General features: G+C 44.5%; 14 protein-coding genes. 1 reads left to right on the top strand and 13 read right to left on the bottom strand.

Annotated elements, in window-relative coordinates; all coding sequences use genetic code 11:
- Positions 1 to 278: 278 nt before the first annotated feature.
- The 7 genes from JOD82_RS18190 to JOD82_RS18160 all read right to left on the bottom strand — a co-directional run bounded on the left by JOD82_RS18190 (position 279) and on the right by JOD82_RS18160 (position 8,232).
- Positions 279 to 878 carry an acyl-CoA-like ligand-binding transcription factor gene (locus JOD82_RS18190; RefSeq protein WP_029514826.1) on the bottom strand — a complete coding sequence of 200 codons (600 nt, stop codon included), beginning with the start codon at positions 876 to 878 and terminating at the stop codon, positions 279 to 281.
- A gap of 294 nt (positions 879 to 1,172) precedes the next feature.
- Positions 1,173 to 3,530 (bottom strand): PEP/pyruvate-binding domain-containing protein, encoded by a 2,358-nt coding sequence (locus JOD82_RS18185; protein ID WP_209949772.1) that lies wholly within the window; start codon positions 3,528 to 3,530, stop codon positions 1,173 to 1,175.
- A gap of 392 nt (positions 3,531 to 3,922) precedes the next feature.
- A complete protein-coding gene (locus JOD82_RS18180) occupies positions 3,923 to 4,393 on the bottom strand; it encodes a hypothetical protein (protein ID WP_069012463.1) in 471 nt (156 codons plus the stop codon).
- Positions 4,394 to 4,452: 59 nt separating this feature from the next.
- Positions 4,453 to 4,959: a type 1 glutamine amidotransferase domain-containing protein gene (locus tag JOD82_RS18175; protein ID WP_029514821.1), complete on the bottom strand. Its 507-nt coding sequence runs from the start codon at positions 4,957 to 4,959 to the stop codon at positions 4,453 to 4,455.
- Positions 4,960 to 5,190: 231 nt separating this feature from the next.
- Positions 5,191 to 5,352 carry a hypothetical protein gene (locus JOD82_RS18170; RefSeq protein ID WP_165150826.1) on the bottom strand — a complete coding sequence of 54 codons (162 nt, stop codon included), beginning with the start codon at positions 5,350 to 5,352 and terminating at the stop codon, positions 5,191 to 5,193.
- 118 nt (positions 5,353 to 5,470) lie between these two features.
- Positions 5,471 to 5,917 carry a D-aminoacyl-tRNA deacylase gene (gene dtd / locus JOD82_RS18165; RefSeq protein ID WP_069012461.1) on the bottom strand — a complete coding sequence of 149 codons (447 nt, stop codon included), beginning with the start codon at positions 5,915 to 5,917 and terminating at the stop codon, positions 5,471 to 5,473.
- Between the two features lie 137 nt (positions 5,918 to 6,054).
- Complete coding sequence (locus JOD82_RS18160) at positions 6,055 to 8,232, bottom strand: RelA/SpoT family protein (protein ID WP_025720225.1); 2,178 nt, start codon at positions 8,230 to 8,232, stop codon at positions 6,055 to 6,057.
- A 269-nt stretch (positions 8,233 to 8,501) separates the two neighbouring features.
- Here JOD82_RS18160 and uraA point away from each other — a divergent pair, with 269 nt between their 5' ends.
- Positions 8,502 to 9,812, top strand: a complete 1,311-nt coding sequence (gene uraA, locus JOD82_RS18155; RefSeq protein WP_069012460.1) for a uracil permease — start codon at positions 8,502 to 8,504, stop codon at positions 9,810 to 9,812.
- 137 nt (positions 9,813 to 9,949) lie between these two features.
- Here the strand turns inward: uraA and JOD82_RS18150 are convergent, their stop codons facing one another.
- From JOD82_RS18150 to secD, 6 genes are all read right to left on the bottom strand, one after another.
- Entirely contained in the window at positions 9,950 to 12,007 is a 2,058-nt protein-coding gene (locus tag JOD82_RS18150; RefSeq protein ID WP_312887699.1) for a methyl-accepting chemotaxis protein, read from the bottom strand.
- Between the two features lie 222 nt (positions 12,008 to 12,229).
- Positions 12,230 to 12,742: an adenine phosphoribosyltransferase gene (locus JOD82_RS18145; protein ID WP_029514814.1), complete on the bottom strand. Its 513-nt coding sequence runs from the start codon at positions 12,740 to 12,742 to the stop codon at positions 12,230 to 12,232.
- A 69-nt stretch (positions 12,743 to 12,811) separates the two neighbouring features.
- On the bottom strand, positions 12,812 to 15,208 hold the full coding sequence (recJ, locus tag JOD82_RS18140; RefSeq protein WP_209949770.1) for a single-stranded-DNA-specific exonuclease RecJ: 2,397 nt from the start codon (positions 15,206 to 15,208) through the stop codon (positions 12,812 to 12,814).
- Positions 15,209 to 15,241: 33 nt separating this feature from the next.
- Positions 15,242 to 16,198, bottom strand: a complete 957-nt coding sequence (locus JOD82_RS18135; RefSeq protein ID WP_029514810.1) for a cation diffusion facilitator family transporter — start codon at positions 16,196 to 16,198, stop codon at positions 15,242 to 15,244.
- 199 nt (positions 16,199 to 16,397) lie between these two features.
- Positions 16,398 to 17,315, bottom strand: a complete 918-nt coding sequence (gene secF / locus JOD82_RS18130) for a protein translocase subunit SecF (protein WP_051718082.1) — start codon at positions 17,313 to 17,315, stop codon at positions 16,398 to 16,400.
- Positions 17,305 to 18,561 carry a protein translocase subunit SecD gene (secD, locus tag JOD82_RS18125; protein WP_039275022.1) on the bottom strand — a complete coding sequence of 419 codons (1,257 nt, stop codon included), beginning with the start codon at positions 18,559 to 18,561 and terminating at the stop codon, positions 17,305 to 17,307. The genes secF and secD overlap by 11 nt, the downstream gene beginning before the upstream one ends.
- Between the last annotated feature and the right edge of the window lie 25 nt (positions 18,562 to 18,586).

Genomic DNA, 18,586 nt, shown 5'->3' with positions numbered 1-18,586 from the left:
TGTCACACATGGACACGAAGAGTTTCCGATGTTCGCCAGGTAGGCAGACACCTCACAAAATACAAAAAAACAGCCTGACTTAAAAAGCCTAAACTGCTTTTAGTGATGTAATGTATCCCTGGTTTTTCCTAACAGTCTGTGTTTGGGAACTATCGCATGCTTTGACGAAGGATGGGAGAATTTACGTATCTTCATATTTCAATTTTATGTTTTCCATTTATTTAATTCAGATTACAACTCGTTTCTTTAATATAATGAAATTGGATTTCAGCGATTGTTTATAGTGGAAGGCCAGTCTCCAAGAGATTTAATGCTTCAGATAATAATTCAGAAAAATTTTCAGTTGGATTTTCCGCATAATGCAACATAACAGATATGTTAACACCTATGACGGCGCCTGCAAAAGTTCGAATCTGCAAGTCTCCAGGATCTCGTCCCACCCGTTTGGAAACCATCTCAGCAATCATATGCATTGTATCAGTCAAATTATTCAAGGTTGCAGCCCGGAGTTCCGGTACTGACATCACGAGTTGGTTACGCTCACGTGTAGTAGACATTTCGTCGCCGGACATGTCAGACATGGTTGCTAACATAGCATTACGCACAGCTTGAAGTGGAGTTAAATGAGCTGGCTGTTCTTCAAATGCAGATATAAGCAGGGGATCATAGTTATCTGTAACAATCACATCCTCCTTGCTCGAAAAATAGCGAAAAAAGGTGCTTGGTGAAATCTCCGCTGCTTCTGCAATCTGTTCCACAGTAGTTTCGTTATATCCCAGTTCGCTGAATAGGCGTAACGCATGCATTTGAATCGATGCAATGGTTTTTGCTTTTTTTCGCTCCCTCAGCCCAAGATTTTGCTGGTGTTCAAGTGACATTTGTTTCACTCCTCAATAGATTGCTCATTCAAGTTTCACTCCTCATCGAGCAATTTGCTTCAGCATATATTTTTGACCACATGCACACTATTGCCCGATTTTGCGTTTACACTCAGTTTATCATGATCCTTTGTACTTCACGATACCCAGGATTGTATTATTCCTGACTGTAAAGCAATACATCAAAACTTGAAACCACTCCAATTTCAGCTTTTATAGGCGAATATGCGGCGTACAGAAGCTGATAGGTTGAATCAGGTTGGTTCTATTGAGAAATTCAAAAAATTTATCTCCTCACCTCGTTAGTACAATTCCCTGCCCACCATCAACAATAACCCTGTCGCCGGTTTTCATTCTTGTAGTAGCATTTCCACATCCTACAACAGCTGGAATGCCTAGCTCTCTGGCTACAATTGCAGCATGAGAGAGTGGTGCTCCTATATCTGTTACAATCGCAGCTGCTTTTGGAAAAAGTGGAGTCCAGCCTACATTCGTTGTCGAGGTCACCAGTATTTCACCAGGAAGGAGCTGGTGTCCATCCTCAGGATTCCTCAGTACACGTACAGCCCCCTCAATTCTACCTGCCGCTCCAGCAACTCCTTCAATGATTTCAGAATGGATAGAGCTATCTAATGGTATATATGGATCATAATAATCTACTCTGCGATTGGGATCCTCCATCCATTGTAAAGGTTCAAATCGCCCACGTATAATCGAGGGGAACGCAGGCAGTTGCTTATATTTTAAATAGTTCACTTTTCTGGTCGAGATTCTCTCCTCAATAACACTTCCTCCTGCAAGCCAGCCCAATATCTCATCCACATATAAAAAAAATACATCTTCTCCTATGCCAATCAACTCGCCTGCTTTCAGCGCGAAAGAGCGATTTAATCTGAAGACACGCGTCCATTCCGAACGAACAGCTTCCCTTAAATGCGGTCCTTCAGAAATTTTTGCTATGACACGTTTCAACTTATTTATCTTGTATGGAAAACGCTGCTCCAATCTTCTCCAAACCACTTCATTTTGTTCACGTTGTTTATACAATAAATCGTCAACATTTATTCCAGATTTCTTTGTTTCTTGGATTTGCTTTTCCAGCCAACTGGGTTCTTCTCTTGGATCAGGTATCGATAGCTCAAACTCATGTGGGCCTCGATGACCATATTCCAATAGATAATCCTCCTGACTCATTTCACCTTTCACGACTGAAGATATACCAACAACAGGTCCCAAGCTGGCCAAACCTGTACTTCCGCTCAGATTAGATAGAAGTACACTAGCATCATCACGTCCAAGCCATTTCTCCAACTTTTCCTTCAATCGAACAAAATTTTGCATCTTGCTACTAGGTCCTTCCAGTGCAATCCACATCGCTTCAATATTTTTAGGCCAAAGCTGCTCACGCCATAATGTAATCAATTCTTCCTTGGACTGGACATTGCCAATTAACTCTTCCGTTTGAGTGCACCAGGCCGCTGTTTCTTTTATGTGCTGTGGTAATAATTTCATCGCTTTTCGGGTCTGTTTAAAAGCATACAGCATCTTGGGGAGCATTATTTTAATGAGCTCTTTCCTAGAAAACGGATATATAGGAATTTGGATTTCATCTGGAATTCCCCCAAAAACATTGCTCATTTTTTTTAATATTGACTTTTTATTCCACCCAAATGCAAAAAAAACGGACAATGGTACACTCACATTGGAGTATACTCTTCCACAGATATTACCAGACATTAAATAATGACCAGGAATCACATTATGTTCTTCGTCCAAAGCACGAATAATAGACCAGCTTAAGGGAGTAACAACATCTGAAATGGATTCACCTACATTAGTATTCGTCCAAAGAAAATCACCTGATAAAGAATCATTCCATTCAAATGTATCCATATTTCCAGGGCTTAAAGTAGTAACAGGTCGTGCTTGTAAAAAAAAGAGTTGGCCATTGGCAATGGCCCATTCAATATCCTGTGGTTCTCCCATCGCTTTTTCCAGACGGGAAGCATACCAATATAGCTTTTTGATATAAGGAAGTAATTCTTTTGGCCCTTTATATCGACCTGAGGGTTTAAATAAGGAGAAAACACGAGCATTTCCTTTACCAGATACCAGTTGCTCCCCTAACCCGAACACAAAATTTCCAGACATTACTGAACGATTGCCCGTAATAGGGTCTGCTGTAAAAAGAACACCCGAGATTTCAGAAGGAACCATGATTTGGACTACAATCGCCATTTGGTGTGCTTCTTCAAAACCCTTAACTGCACTGTATGCCCGCACCCTCTCACTGTATTGAGAATGGTGAACCACATACAAGGCTTTCAGAACGTCCTCGTTTGTTTGTACTTCTAAGACACTTTCAAACTCTCCTGCAAAAGAAGCTAAGGCTGAATCCTCGCTCAAGGCTGAAGACCTTACTGCAAATGAGACATTAGGGTAATCCTTACGAAGCTTTTCCAAATACCTGATCATTTCTTTCCATGTCTTTTCCTTAAGTTTTTCCCCTTGAAAGGCCTGTGGAAAAACAATAAAACCATTAGGAATCGGATAACCAGCTTGAAGCATCCTAGCAAGCATCCCTCCTTTGCCTCCGGTCCATTTCCGCAGCTCAGGAGTTATCTCTGCAAACCATTCTATTTCATTACCCATTTTGACACTTCCTAACTTTTTCAGTTGTAATATTTCGGTCCCGTAATTGGAAATGGGTATATTTATTGTTTATATTTTTATTATTTCGGGACTTAGTATCTTTTTACACTTTATACAAAAAGACAGTCAGTGTCAAATTAAATAATCTTCCACTTTTTTTGTATCCTGTATCGTTAGCCTCATAGCAACTTACTGTACAAATAAGTCCTAAAAAAGAAAATAGCCTGCGGAAACGGTCCGCAGGCTCAAAAAGATATATCAAAAGGGGGTCATGCTGTTATTATAAACTGCTAATATTAAGGAATGATGTTTCGAATATTACAATTGTATTACAGTCACTCTTTTGTAGCTAAATTCTCAAGTATCGACAATCTTGTGCCGTGCTCTCAACTTTAATCCAACTGCGATACATATCCACGATTGGAACGCAGCTTATAAATGACCTCATCATAATCGGCATCATTCACCTTTGCAGATAATACATACCGTAATTCATCTTGATCACCGTTAATATACACATCTGTTGCACGGAGCAACCCTCCGTCATGATTCGTTGTTCCGCTCCGATCTTCATCCAGATCCCTTTGGGCTGAGCCAGAGTTAATCTGGCCATCCTTCACATCTGGTAAAATATTCTCGCCATAAGCACCCGCCGCAGGGATTGCCGCACCCGCTGAGCCTCCTGTGCTCACAGAGCCAGTATTGTTATAAGGGACCAACGGAATTAAAACCCTCGTCTCCCGACCGAGCGTCTCATCCAGAGCACCTACTTCCAAATGTTCAGTTCTATAAGCCTGAAGCGAAGCTCTAGCGCCCTCAGCTTCATCTTCTGTGCGAAAATAAGCCTGAATCTGTTTAGCCATATCAAATCCTCCTCGTTAGGGAATTGTACTGGCATAAATCTAGGAAGCATTCACGGAAATTACAATGCCTTTAACAACTCACGCACAAAAGCGGGCTCATCCTTAGGGGTCCGAGACGTAATAAAGTTACCGTCCACAACCGCCTCTCGATCCTCAAAATAAGCACCCGCATTAATCAAGTCATCTTTCAATGGAGGATAAGCTGTAATCGTCCGGCCTTGTAACAAATCGGCACTCGCCAAAATTTGTGGCCCGTGACAGATAGCGCCAATCGTTTTTTTGGACTCATTAATTTCAGTTACAAATTTCAGAACATTTGCATCCAAACGGAGATTTTCCGGAGATGATCCACCAGGAATAACAACTGCATCATAATCACTTGATTTCACATCTGCAATGGCTTTTTCAATAGTATAGCTTGCTTTACCTTGCTTACCGCTCACTTTCTCACCTTGCTTCAGCCCAACAATATCCGCCTCATGTCCAGCCTTTTTTAATTCATCATAAGGTACCTTCATTTCGGAATCTTCAAATTGGTCAGCCAATAAAAATGCAATTTTACTCATGAATGTTCAGATCTCCTTTCCGGTTATCCCTGATACAAGTTTAAAATTAAGCTTATTTTTCTACCACGATTTGTTATTACCCGCTTGATCTGTTTTTATAACAATTCGCAGCGGCGGAAAAGAAAAAGGAGCCTTTCGGCTCCTCCACTAATTCAATGCTACATATTTTATTTTTGGCCACTTTATGCTACTTTCGGGTGGCACCTTATTAACGCTCCATTTAACCCAATGTTACCTGCGCGGCAAAGCGCCGCGTCCTGGCTTGTCTATGGCTGTTGCAACATGCTGTAATAACGTATCAGCATTACGAGTAAGGCTGATTGCCTCCTGCATACTACCGGGAAAAAGCAGCATAGTGCTTCGATGCCCGTCCATTTTTGGGGTTTGACGCATAGCTTCGTCTCTCCTGTCACCCTTAGGCTATCCGCCTGGCTAATCACCAATTGGGATGACATTATGGTCCCTCTGAACAGCTATTTTATTCTACTCAGACCTCGCCGTGAATGTATAGTTACGAACGTTCGGTATCCAAAATCAGTGTGACTGGGCCCCAGTTCGTCAATGAAACATCCATCATAGCCCCAAAAATTCCCGTTTCTACCTTCAGGCCCTTGGCTCGAAGCTGACTGTTGAAGAAATCATACAGCTTCTCCGCTTCCTCAGGTTTGGCCGCCCCCATAAAGTTAGGCCTTCTTCCTTTACGGCAGTCACCATACAACGTAAATTGAGAGACAGACAAAATGGCTCCACCGACATCCAGAACGCTGTCATTCATTTTGCCTTCAGCATCATCAAATATACGTAATCCCGCCGTTTTATCCGCCAAATAAACGGCATCGGCTGCTGTATCTCCCTGACCAATACCAACCAGCAGCATTAATCCGGTTCCAATCTTGCCAACCACCTTTTGATTCACCGTTACCTGAGCGTCTTTACAGCGCTGAATAATGATCTTCATCGACTATCCGATATCTCCTTTAACCTTCCCTTTTAAAAGGTGCTCACAGCCGTACTACGGCTCTTTTAGCAGCCTATGGGTCTTTCTACCCAAGATATGTTACAAAGGCTATAAACCTATCTGTACGCTTCATAAGGTTATTGCATAATCCGATGCACGGTGTATACATCCTTCACCCGTTTAATCCGTTCGACAACAGAATGCAAATGATCCGTGTTGCGAATGAGAATCGTGATGTGAATCATCGCCATTTTATTTTTATCTGTACGACCTGTAACGGCCGAGAAGCTGGTTTTGTTCTCAGAAATGGCCTGAAGCACTTCATTCAGCAAACCGTTGCGATCATGGCCCGTAATCTCAATATCGACACTGTAATTGACTTCCGCTGCTTCTTCCCACTCTACTTCAATCACACGCGCCTGGTCTTCGCCCGTACCCGAAGGAATATTCGGGCAATCCGTCCGGTGAACGGATACGCCGCGTCCACGTGTTACATAGCCAATGATGTCATCTCCCGGTACGGGATTACAACATCGTGCAAAACGAACGAGTAAATTATCGACGCCTCTGACGCTGACACCGTTGGTAGGTGTTTTTTTCCGTTCGCCCTGCGGCTTGTACTCCTTGACCTCGGTCGTCAATTCGATCAACCGTGCCTCTTCTTGTTCCTTACGCAGCTTCTCTGTCAAACGTGTACAGACCTGCGCTGCGGTTATACCACCAAAACCAATCGCAGACAGCATATCTTCGGAATCGTTAAAAGAGAACTTCTGTGCCACTTCCTGAAGCTTGTCGTCGCTCATCCACACCGATGGCTCGATATCGCGTTTTCTTAGCTCACGTTCCAGATTTTCACGGCCTTTTTCAACATTCTCCTCACGCTTTTCTTTCTTGAACCATTGTTTGATTTTACTGCGCGCGTGAGAGGACTGAGCAATTTTGAGCCAGTCCTGACTAGGTCCATAAGAATGTTTGGACGTCATAATTTCGACAATATCCCCAGTTTTAAGCCGATAATCCAAAGGTACGATTCTTCCATTTACCTTAGAGCCAATCGTTCGATTGCCAACTTCGGTATGAATACGGAAAGCAAAGTCCAGCGGAACGGATCCGGCTGGCAACTCAATGACCTCTCCCTTAGGAGTAAACACAAACACAAGGTCTGAGAAAAAGTCCATTTTGAGCGATTCCACAAATTCCGACGCATCCTTCGCTTCATTTTGCAGCTCCAGGATTTCTCGAAAAAAGGTGATTTTATCCTCAAAGTTAGTGTTGTTTGCTCCGTTGCCTTCTTTATAGGCCCAATGGGCCGCAATCCCGAATTCAGCGGTACGATGCATATCCACTGTGCGAATTTGCACCTCGGTAGGCTCCCCGTTAGGACCTACTACTGTCGTATGAAGGGACTGATACATATTGGCCTTAGGCATAGCGATATAATCCTTAAACCGCCCCGGCATCGGCTTCCACAACGTATGGATAATCCCCAGTGTGGCGTAACAGTCTTTAATGTTATCCACAATAATTCGAATCGCCAGCAAATCATATATTTCATTGAACTGCTTGTTCTTCGTCGTCATTTTTTTAAACACACTGTAAATATGTTTAGGGCGTCCGGACAGATCAGCCTGAATGCCCATCTCTTCCAGCTTTTCTCTGATACGCTGTATGACATTATCAATAAACTGCTCCCGCTCTGCCCGCTTCTTATGCATCAAATTAGCAATGCGATAATACTGCTGAGGATTCAGATAGCGCAGAGCAATATCTTCCATTTCCCACTTAATGGCTGAAATACCCAGTCGGTTTGCAACCGGACAGAAAATCTCTAACGTTTCATAAGCAATCCGACGCTGGCTTTCCTCTGACTGATATTTCAAGGTACGCATGTTGTGCAGACGATCTGCTAACTTAATGACAATGACACGAATGTCCTGCGCCATAGCAATAAACATTTTTCGATAATTTTCGTTCTGTTGTTCTTCCTTGGAACGGAACTGGATACGCTCCAGTTTCGTCAGACCATCGACAAGCATCGCACATGTATCGCCAAAATGCTCGCGAATCTGCGCCAAAGACACCGTCGTATCCTCCACAACGTCATGTAAAAGAGCAGCGATAATGGAGATGGTATCCATCTGCATATTAACGACGATATCAGCAACCGCAAGCGGATGCAGAATATAAGGTTCACCGGACTTACGAGTCTGGCCGGAATGGGCCTGTTCGGCAAAATCATAGGCGTCCCTGATGCGGATAAGATCTGCTTCTCTGGTATAGGCCCCGGCCTTTTTAAGTAATTGCTCTATCCCCATTCTGCTCTATTCCGTGTCCTTTCTATGCAAAATGGAACCCGCCGATCAATGTCGCGCAAAGGTTCCCTTTTAAAAGTGATTTCCTACAATTATGACGGTTAGCACGTCACACGTCAACTATTACAGGTTTGGCATTGTAGCATTATTCTGTCACACATGGATAAGTAAAATGAGGAATGTTGACGAAATGAAACGAATTATATTGAAAAAATTACGAAAAGTAATTAATGTATATAAGAATAATTGAAAGAACTAAGGAGTGAACTGCGTTGCAACGCGAAATTCAAGTTAATGAAAAGCTACCGGCAGGACCTGGGTTCCTGCTCAGCGTACAGCATTTGTTTGCCATGTTTGGCAGCACTGTGCTGGTGCCGAATATTTTCGGCGTCGATCCCGGCATGATTTTGCTAATGAACGGTATTGGCACATTGTTGTACATCTGGATCTGCCGTGGCAAAATTCCCGCCTATCTCGGCTCCAGCTTCGCTTTTATCGCTCCAGTCAGTCTTGTGCTTAAAAACAATCCCGGCGGCAACGGCTATGCTATGGCCCTCGGTGCTTTCATCATTACAGGTATTATTTTCTGCCTCGTCGCACTGGTGATCAAATATGCCGGAACCCGTTGGCTGGACGTCGTATTTCCTCCAGCTGTTATGGGCTCCATCGTAGCCTTAATCGGTCTGGAGCTGGTTCCGGTTGCAGCAGGCATGGCAGGCATTATCAATGCCGATCCTACTAAAGCTTGGACTCCAGATCCCAAAACGATTACTCTTTCGCTCGTTACACTCGGGGTTACTGTTCTGGGTGCGGTGTTGTTTCGTGGGTTTGCCAAAATCATTCATATTCTGATCGGTATCGTAGTGGGCTATGTGCTTGCTTATTTTATGGGCATGGTCAATACACAGGCCATCGCAGACGCTCCTTTTTTCGGACATCCTGCAATTACCACTCCAGTTTTTAATACCTCTGCTATGCTGACGATTCTTCCTGTTGCTCTGGTCGTCATCGTAGAGCATATTGGTCACTTACTTGTGACTAGCAACATTGTCGGGCGTGAGTTGTCCAAAGATCCTGGTCTCCACCGCTCTCTGCTGGGTAACGGTATTTCCACCGTCATTTCGGGTTTTGTCGGTTCTACGCCTAATACGACTTATGGTGAAAATATTGGTGTCATGGCATTAACTAAAGTGTACTCTGTATGGGTTATTGGCGGAGCGGCTATCATTGCCATCCTGCTGTCCTTTTCAGGCACGTTCTCAGCGATTGTTTCTAATATTCCAGCTCCAGTTATGGGTGGCGTATCCTTACTATTATTCGGTGTCATTGCTGCCTCCGGTCTAAGAATCTTCGTTGAGCAAAAGGTTGATTTCGCCAAGCCAACTAACATGCTACTTGCGACCATCGTGCTTGTTGTCGGAATCAGTGGTACTACGCTCACTTGGGGCGCTGTAACCTTGAAAGGTATGGCATTGGCTACAATCATCGGCATCATCCTCAGCTTGTTCTTCAAGCTGATTGACGTGCTCGGCTGGTCCAACGATAAATCGCAGGCACCTTTAACCGAGAAAACACCAGATTGATATCTTTTTTTCAACTTTAAAACGCCGCTCCATGTTAGTTATGGATCAACACGCTCAGGCTGTATAGACAAGCGTGTAAAGATCCATATCTCATGGAGCGACGTTTTTTTTATGCACTGCCTTTTTTTCTAAAGATATCACACACGAAAGCGAGATACGACCTGATTAAGCGTATCAGAGACACCTGTAAGTGTCTTGACAGAGCTGTCCATACCTTCCAGATCCTTAAGCTGCCGTTCGGATCGTTCCGAGGCTTGCTCTGTACGTTTAGCTGAAGCTTTCGCAATGTCTGCAAGATATCCAATAGAGGCTGCAACTTCCTCTGAACCTGCCGACATTTCTTCTGAGGCAGATGAAACCTCCTGCACTTCTATCGCCACCTGCTGAATATCTTGATTCATCGCAATAAAACGTTCTTCCACCTCAAGTAAAATAGATACTCCTTCATCCATCTCCAGAGCACCCTGCTGCATTCCTTCCAAAGCTAATTTGGTTTCTTCCTGCATGGATCGGATTCGACTCGTAATTTGTTCCGCAGACTCGCTCACGTTTACAGCCAGCTTGCCGATTTCTGAAGCCACCACAGCGAACCCTCGGCCATGCTCCCCTGCACGTGCGGCTTCAATGGAAGCATTCAGTGATAGCAACTTGGTCTGCCCACTAATTTCCTGAATCATTCCAATTATGCTGCCAATTTGGGCGGACCGCTCATTCAATGAGCTTACTACCCTGCCTGCCTCATCCATAGATATTTTCGCTTTATGCATTCCTTGGTTGACCACGGTCAACCGTTCATTTCCTTGTTGTGCCTTATGTTCAATCTCAGTGGTAGCCTCGGATACATGCTGGATAGATTCAGCAATACGCTGTATGCCAACAGCCATTTCTTCCATCGCAGTCGCACTCTCTGCTGCTGCGACCAATTGAAGCTCGGCTCCTTCCTTCACCTGTGCCAGTTCTCCTGCATTATGCTGCGCATCTTTAGTAGTCCCAGAAATCTCTTGGGAAATTTTTATAGATACGCCTGAGATAACATCTGACTCTTCGCTCAAACGTGATGCCATTCCTCTGGTTGCCGCAATCACCTTATTGATCCCGTCAGCCATTTGGCCAAATTCATCCTTACGTTGTTGTGTTAGTTCAACGCTGTAATCCCCATGAGCCATACGATTGGTTATCTGCATAATTTTTTTAATCTCTTTGATCATACCTGAATTGTTAATTAATAACGCTCCCATAATTAGCAAGATGCCTATAACACTAACAATAAGAAGAAGTTTAAGCATTTCGTTCGCAGAGCGGTTCAAATCGGATTCTGGCAGTAATACGCCGATTTTCCATCCGGTTTGTGGGAGTGTTTCGTACATTATCCGGTAGTCCTCACTATCAATGGGTACGGATAGTTGTCCGGACGTACCACTTTGAATAGATTGTGCTGCTTCCGCATTCATCGTTTTTGTTAACGGCTCGCCTGCTTTTAAGGACGGAAGACCGGATGACAAAATGGCTCCATTCTTATCCATCAAGATCGCACTACCGTTAGCACCAAACTTCATTTTTTCAATAAACGTTTGAATGTTTGTCATATTCAGGTCGCCAGTAATGACACCTAACAGCTTCCCTTCCCTGTCATAAAATGCTTTCCCTGCAGTAATCATATTGACTTTCAGTCTGCTATCGTAAAAAGGCTCCGTAAAATTTATTTCCTTACCACGTTCCACGGCTTCTGTATACCATGGCTGTGTTAAGTAGTCATATTGTGGATCATCATATTCAATCGTTTGCTTCACTAGCTGGCCATCTCTATGCACATATATGGAACGGTAAGTCACTCCCGGATCATACGCACCTTTAGCAAAATAAATGCCCAACCCGTATGACATATCATTTAAAGCCAACTCTTGTTCAAAAAAACGTCCATAACCCTCAATGTTCATTCCTGCTCCCAGTTGTTCCGCACTCTTAGTCAGCATCGAAACAAGTAAAGCATGACGATCTACGTTAGCTGCAATATCCGATTTAACCCTCGACAAGGAATGAGCAGCATTTTGGCTTATTTCCGTATCTAGCTTCTGCTTGGCAAAAAAATAAGACAAAAAGCTGATTAAAATCAGCGTTATAAGTACAAGCGGAATCAAGGTAGAAAATGTCCGTGCCTGTAAACTCTTAAATCGAAATAAACCCAATATGACCACCTCTGCTCCTTTTTAATTATTTATCGACATTTATTTTAAATTTTTTATAACTATTCCCAATAAAAACAGTGGTAATTTGCACCAGTCAAACAAAGTCACACCTAAAACGCTTCTAAACAAAATAGCCCGATGGAGCAACTCTTTAGATAAAGAGATGTTCCATCGGACTATTTAGGCAATCCATACATAATTATTTCCCGGGAAACCCAGGTTTCGAAATACTTAATACGTAATCAGGGTGAATACATCTACGTCAGGCAGCTTCGCCCGACCGTTTAGATCAGACAGCTCGATAAGAAAAGCAGCCCCTGCCACATTGCCACCAAGCTGGCGTACCAAGTTTACGGATGTAGCAATAGTTCCACCTGTAGCAAGCAGGTCATCAGCAATCAAAACATTTTGGCCTGGCTCTATAGCATCCTTATGCATCGCCAGCGTATCTTTACCATACTCCAAACCGTATGCTTCCTCAATGGTTTCTCCAGGGAGCTTGCCACTTTTACGGATGGGAATAAAACCAACGCCAAGCGCATAAGCCAGAGGCGCACCGATAACGAATCCACGTGCTTCTGGACCTGCAATCAAATCAATTTTTAAATCCGATACCAATTCCTTCATATCGTTGATAGCCTTGCGGTACAGTTCACCATTTTTCATTAGGGTTGTAATGTCTTTAAAACTAATCCCTGGTTGTGGAAAATCGGAAATCACCCGAATATATTCTTTGTAGTCCAACTTAGTTCCTCCTACTGTAAACTTCAAATTAGTATATACATTTTACAACATAAATTACGAAATAGTATCTCAAGACGCACCCTTCATAAGAGACATAATCCAGCTCGTCATCTGGGTGGTGTCCGCATCCAGCAAATACCGCTCCATTTCAGCCATATTATATAATTCCTGATAGCGCGGAGAAGCAGTTAAATCCCGCTTGGGCGGATTGGATACAAAACGGAATTGACCATCTGTACGCGTCATAAACTCAAGCTCTTCGAAGATGTCCAATACTTTGGATAACATGCGTACTGAACAGGAACACTGTCGACTAAGAGCAGGCAGCATTGCCTTTTCATCAATAGGCTGTGTTCCCAATCGGGAAAGCACAACGTAAATGCGCTTGAACAGCTCTCTGTCTGGGCTTACGAGTCGACCGCCACGTTCACTGACTGAATGAAGGAGAAATACGTTTTCTACATTTTCAAAGGTAGACCATAATGCCTGGAACTGATCCGGTGTATCCGGCGGCTCCAGTACGAACAGCGACTTCACAGAGTGCTGTGCATCTCTTTGACCATCACTGGGAATAACGCTGCCATCTTTATCGTATAACCATAAGGATTCAGTGTCCACGGAGCTAGATGTACGAAGCCTAGATGACGGGTGGACCAACACCGCAACGTCTTTCTTTCTTTCCTCTATGCGTGGATGAAAGATCTTGAGTCCCCGCTCTAATTCGGCAAAAGGGTCCGACACTCCACGATAATCAAAAATTTGCGGCGCCTGCACTCGAATGTCCTGCATCATGAGCTGGAGAGACCTTTTACCGTTCCATTCGTTAATTGACAATTCACCCAGCAGATCTATCTCCGTTTCTTGCTGTAAAAAATCAGCCAAATCGCCACGACGGAAGGCAATCGCGTCCAGCGATAAACCGTTCTGCTCCAGCAGGAGCTTCACATGATTTTTCTCACGTCCCATTTTACGAGCCTCACGCAATTGCAGACCCTGTAATACGAATCGTGGAGATGGATTCCCCATACCAAAAGGCTGAAGCAACTCCAGTTCTTCAACCACTTGCAAAGATACCTCGTCCAAACGACAGACCATATCAGCCTCAGCTACAGGAATGAGATCGTCTGGTGTCAAAATGGAACCCGCATAGCGGTTCAGCTGCTCTTCAAACAATTCCAGATTATCACAGGACAGCGTCATACCCGCTGCCGAAGGATGACCACCAAAATGCTCCATAAGCTCATGGCTGTCCGTAAGAGCACTGTAAATATCCAATGCAGGAATAGAACGGGCGGAACCTTTGCACATACCTGTCTCAGCATCTATACCCAGAATAATGGTCGGTCGATAATAGCGATCCAACAGCTTGGATGCCACAATTCCGACAACGCCGACATTCCAGCCTTCACCAGCCAATACAATAACTGACGGTAGCTTGCCTCCGTTCAGTTTGGATGCCAATTGTTGCTCGGCTTGCTCCACAATACGTTCGACCACCTGTTGACGCTCACGATTGAGCAGGTCCAGCGCATGCGCAAGTTGGTCTGCTTCTTCCTCTTTTTCTGTCGTCAGCAGAGAAACGGCTCGTCCCGCATGATCCAGGCGCCCGCTGGCATTAATCCGCGGAGCCAAGGCAAATGCGATGTTGACTGAAGTCACTGTAGATATATCTACGCCCGCTACATGGAGCAACGCACGAATCCCCGGAAAAGCAGAGTTTCTCATGGATTGAATCCCTCTGCGTACCATCGTCCGATTTTCACCATGTAGTGGCATCAGATCGGCTACCGTGCCGATAGCGACGATTTCAAACCATTCCTCCGGCACTTCACCCAACAGCGCCTGAGCGAGCTTCAGGGCAACACCAACACCTGCAAGACCTTTAAATGGGTATGGGCAACCGGGGAGCTTCGGATTAATCAAAGTATATGCCTCGGGAAGTACTGCAGGCGGCTCATGATGGTCCGTCACAATAACGTCTATCCCCAAGGAAGTTGCATAAGCAATTTGCTCTACTGCACTAATTCCCGTATCTACCGTAATGACCAGTGTAACTCCCTGCTGATGTGCCCAATCAAGGGCATGGTTATGCAGACCATATCCCTCGTTAGAACGATGAGGAATATAAATATCATAGGAAGCCTTTAGAAAACGCATGAGCTGAATCATCAATGATGTACTGGATACGCCGTCCGCATCATAATCTCCATAGATTAATATATGCTCGCCACGTTCCAGAGCCTGACGAATTCTCGGCACAGCCTCTTCCATACCAAGAAGCAAAAAAGGGTCGTGTACATCGTCCACACTTCCGTACAAAAAGCGGTTTGCTTCCCCGGCGGTAGTGACGCCCCGGTTCACTAAAAGCCGGGACAACAATGGTGAAATCCCCAGTTCCCCTGTCAACAGCTGAGCCGCTTCCAGGTTAGCCTCTGGGGTCTTCCATCTGTACTGCGAATGAAGCAATCCTATTCACCTTTCTTTCATAGTCGTCCTGCCCTATTGAAGCAACGACGACACATCATTATCTGGCAGTTCATGATTGGATTTGTATGGATATCCGGCTTGATAAGAAATGAACTGCATTTGTACATGGGTCACCTGTGGAAAACGGGCTAACAGTAAATTTTTGGCTCGATCGGCGATTTCCTGCGCTTCCTGTACCGTAATCCGCGGGTTCACACTTATCGTTACATCCACTGTTATGAAATGCCCTGTTTCCTGGGCATGTAAGTGTTCAACCGTTACAATACCATACACCCGTTGAATCGTCTCCATAAAGCGTCGGGAGTCTTCCTCCTGCAAGGGCTGCGCAGGAACCTGGTAAGCGGTATTCATTACCATCAAATATCCTTTACGCAGCACCAGACAGGCTACGAGCAAAGCTGCGGTTGGATCAAGATATAATAATGCAGGCCATTCCATTGCTTCGCCAGTCATTGCGCCGATCATGCCAATCAATGCAATCAACGATGCATACAGCGAGTAACGTTCATGGTTTGCGTACCGATCTGCTTCCTCTTTATGACCATGTTTAATCGAGTAGCGATATTGAAACTGAAATAGCGCTTCTCTCAATACCAACGCAATAAATACGGTAATTAATGCATACAGACCGGGTGCCTGCGGTTCCGAACTGCTTAATGAACGAACAGCCGAGATAGCTAGCTGAAGACCGCTCATCAGCACTAAAATAGCCAGTACCACAGATATGACCGTTCGAACCTTTTCACCGTTTCGCAACCGTGCCAGCATTCCGTGCCCTGTAGCACCCTTGGAACACAGAAGCTCCTGCAAACGGGAAGCACTATCTGCAGCCGTGTGCAGTGCATCTCCCAACAACGCCTTGCTGTTTGCCGCATAACCGACGGCTCCCTTTAGAACAGCCAGCGCGAGATTACCTACAATCCCGCTCAACGCCGCAGTTTCCAATGATCGGCTGCGTTCGCTATTCACAACGTTTCCCCCTCAATCCTGAACTAACCCTTTCCCAATAAAGCTCAATCTAAAATAACCGAATTTCTCAAAATCAAAAACCATTCACATTTAAGTGCCACTACTGAGCCTTACTTAAGGTAAATCTTAAAACCTTAGAAAACCGCGCCCAAGCAGACGCGGCTTTCTCTTTAATTTATACTACTGGTATTTGCGTAACTTAAGACTTTGCAGTTTTGGCCGCGCCCCCGCCAGCTGTCGGAGATTTTTGTTTTCCTTTCAATGCCACCCACAGCGGGCTGGCAATGAAAATGGAGGAATAAGCACCAAACAACAAACCAATGACCATTGCAAGTGAGAACATACGGATCGATTCGCCGCCAAATATGAACAAACATACGGAGGCAATAAACACCGTAAACACGGTTGCAAGTGACCGAGTCATTGTCTGCGCAATACTGTGATCAACTACCTGCTCTAAGTCGTCCCTGGACTTCTTCTTCGCAAATCGTAGATTTTCCCGAATACGGTCAAAAATAACGACGGTGTCATTAATGGAGAAACCAACAATCGTCAGAATTGCCGTAATAAAGGTCAAATCCACCTCAAGCCGGAAAATCGAGAAAATACTGATGACGAGGAAGGCATCATGCAACAACGAAACAATTGCTGCAACGGCAAACCGCCATTCAAAACGGATTGAGATATAAATAGCGATAGCCACAGAAGCCAATAAAATCGCCCATAACGCATTTCGTTCTAGTTCTTGCGCCATTTCCGTATCCACTGTATTGACCTCAAAGGAAGCCTTCGGATCCAGCTGTTTATTAAAAGAAATCTTAAAATCATTCACTTGCTGATCCGTCAACACCTGTGAGAAGCGAATGCCGAAACGCTCTTTCCCCGGTGTATAATCTACCTCTTTACCGATTTTCTGCTTGTCCAGCAAAGTTTGGATCTGTTCCTGTGTAACAACCTTAGTCAAATTGACATCCACATTGGAACCGGAACGAAAGTCTACCCCGTAATTCAAGCCGAATATTGACAAGCTTAGAATACCAAGCAGTGTGATAATAATTGAGAACGTGTAAAACCACTTGCTCATCTTAATATATTTCAAGTTCCAATTAAAGCGCACTGATATCACTCTCCTTCACACCAAAATACTTGGCCTTCTTCACAGCATCCGCTTTAACCAGCAGATTGAGTAAGAAGCGGGAGAAGAAGATATTCGTCAAAATACTGGTGACAATATCAACGATGAGCACCAAAGCGAATCCTCGAACGGAGCCTGTTCCCAGACCAAACATAACCGCTGCCGCTATAATTGTCGTAACATTGGCATCCATAACGGTACGGAACGAAGCCTTACTACCTGCAATGACAGAAGAACGAATCGTTTTGCCTGACTTGATTTCTTCTTTAATCCGTTCATACGTAATGATGTTGGCATCGACCGCCATCCCGATCCCGAGCACAAAGGCGGCGATACCTGGGAGTGTGAGTACAAATCCACCCAAGTAGAAAATCGCAAGCACTACCCAGGTATGAACGATGAGACAGAAACTGGCCACTAATCCCGGTACACGGAACATTGCAATCATAAATACCAGAATAATGATCGAGCCGATCAATCCAGCACGAATCGTCTGATCCAGTGACAATTGACCCAGCGTAGCACCTACACTCTGAGAATATTTTTCCGTCAGTTTGAGCGGAAGGGCACCCAGATTAATCGTATCCGCCAGTTTATTCGCTTCATCACGAGTGTAGCTACCTGTGATTGACGCGCTACCGTCCGTTAATTCCCCACGCACTGTGGGTGCAGACAGCAATTCCTGATCAAGGAAAATAGCTAATTCTTTATTCAGAAGCCGCTTTGTGATTTCTGCAAATTTAGCTTTGTCCTTGACTTTGATACTAATCTCAGGTTGATTCAGCTGATCATAGCCTACAACAGCGCCATTCTCCACAAAATCATTACCGCGGAGCTCAATTTTGCTGTATTGACCTGGCTTCTTAGCATCTGCTGCCGTTGCACTGCGAAACGTTAATTCTGCAGGCTTTTTCAGCATGGAGCGAACTTCTGCCTCATTAGTGACACCAGCAAGCCGCACGCGAATACGGTTGCTCCCCTCTGTTGTTACTTCCGGCTCAGTCGTACCGAGCGCATTAATCCGTCTCTCCAGACTTTGAGCTGTTTGTATAAGAGACTGTCTGGTTACACTCTGCCCGGCTTCCAAAGGCTGGGCTTCATATAAAATTTCAAAGCCTCCCTTTAAATCGAGGCCTAATTTTAAACTGTTCAGTAGGCCCGGGCTTGTCCCGATCATAACACCAGTAGTTATGAGCACGACCACGATGAAACTTAGAATTCTCTTCATTCCGTCCCATGTTCCCCTTTCATTC

This window comes from Paenibacillus sp. 1182 (assembly GCF_017833915.1).
GTDB lineage: Bacteria > Bacillota > Bacilli > Paenibacillales > Paenibacillaceae > Paenibacillus > Paenibacillus polymyxa_D.
This window is presented reverse-complemented; position numbering and strand designations above follow the sequence as displayed.

What these genes read in the sequence shown, in the direction of transcription:
- JOD82_RS18180 (WP_069012463.1), bottom strand. Translation starts at nt 4,393, where the DNA reads ATGGCTAAACAGATTCAGGCTTATTTTCGCACAGAAGATGAAGCTGAG.
- JOD82_RS18170 (WP_165150826.1), bottom strand. Translation starts at nt 5,352, where the DNA reads ATGCGTCAAACCCCAAAAATGGACGGGCATCGAAGCACTATGCTGCTT.
- JOD82_RS18190 (WP_029514826.1), bottom strand. Translation starts at nt 878, where the DNA reads ATGTCACTTGAACACCAGCAAAATCTTGGGCTGAGGGAGCGAAAAAAA.
- JOD82_RS18185 (WP_209949772.1), bottom strand. Translation starts at nt 3,530, where the DNA reads ATGGGTAATGAAATAGAATGGTTTGCAGAGATAACTCCTGAGCTGCGG.
- secD (WP_039275022.1), bottom strand. Translation starts at nt 18,561, where the DNA reads ATGAAGAGAATTCTAAGTTTCATCGTGGTCGTGCTCATAACTACTGGT.
- dtd (WP_069012461.1), bottom strand. Translation starts at nt 5,917, where the DNA reads ATGAAGATCATTATTCAGCGCTGTAAAGACGCTCAGGTAACGGTGAAT.
- JOD82_RS18175 (WP_029514821.1), bottom strand. Translation starts at nt 4,959, where the DNA reads ATGAGTAAAATTGCATTTTTATTGGCTGACCAATTTGAAGATTCCGAA.
- JOD82_RS18160 (WP_025720225.1), bottom strand. Translation starts at nt 8,232, where the DNA reads ATGGGGATAGAGCAATTACTTAAAAAGGCCGGGGCCTATACCAGAGAA.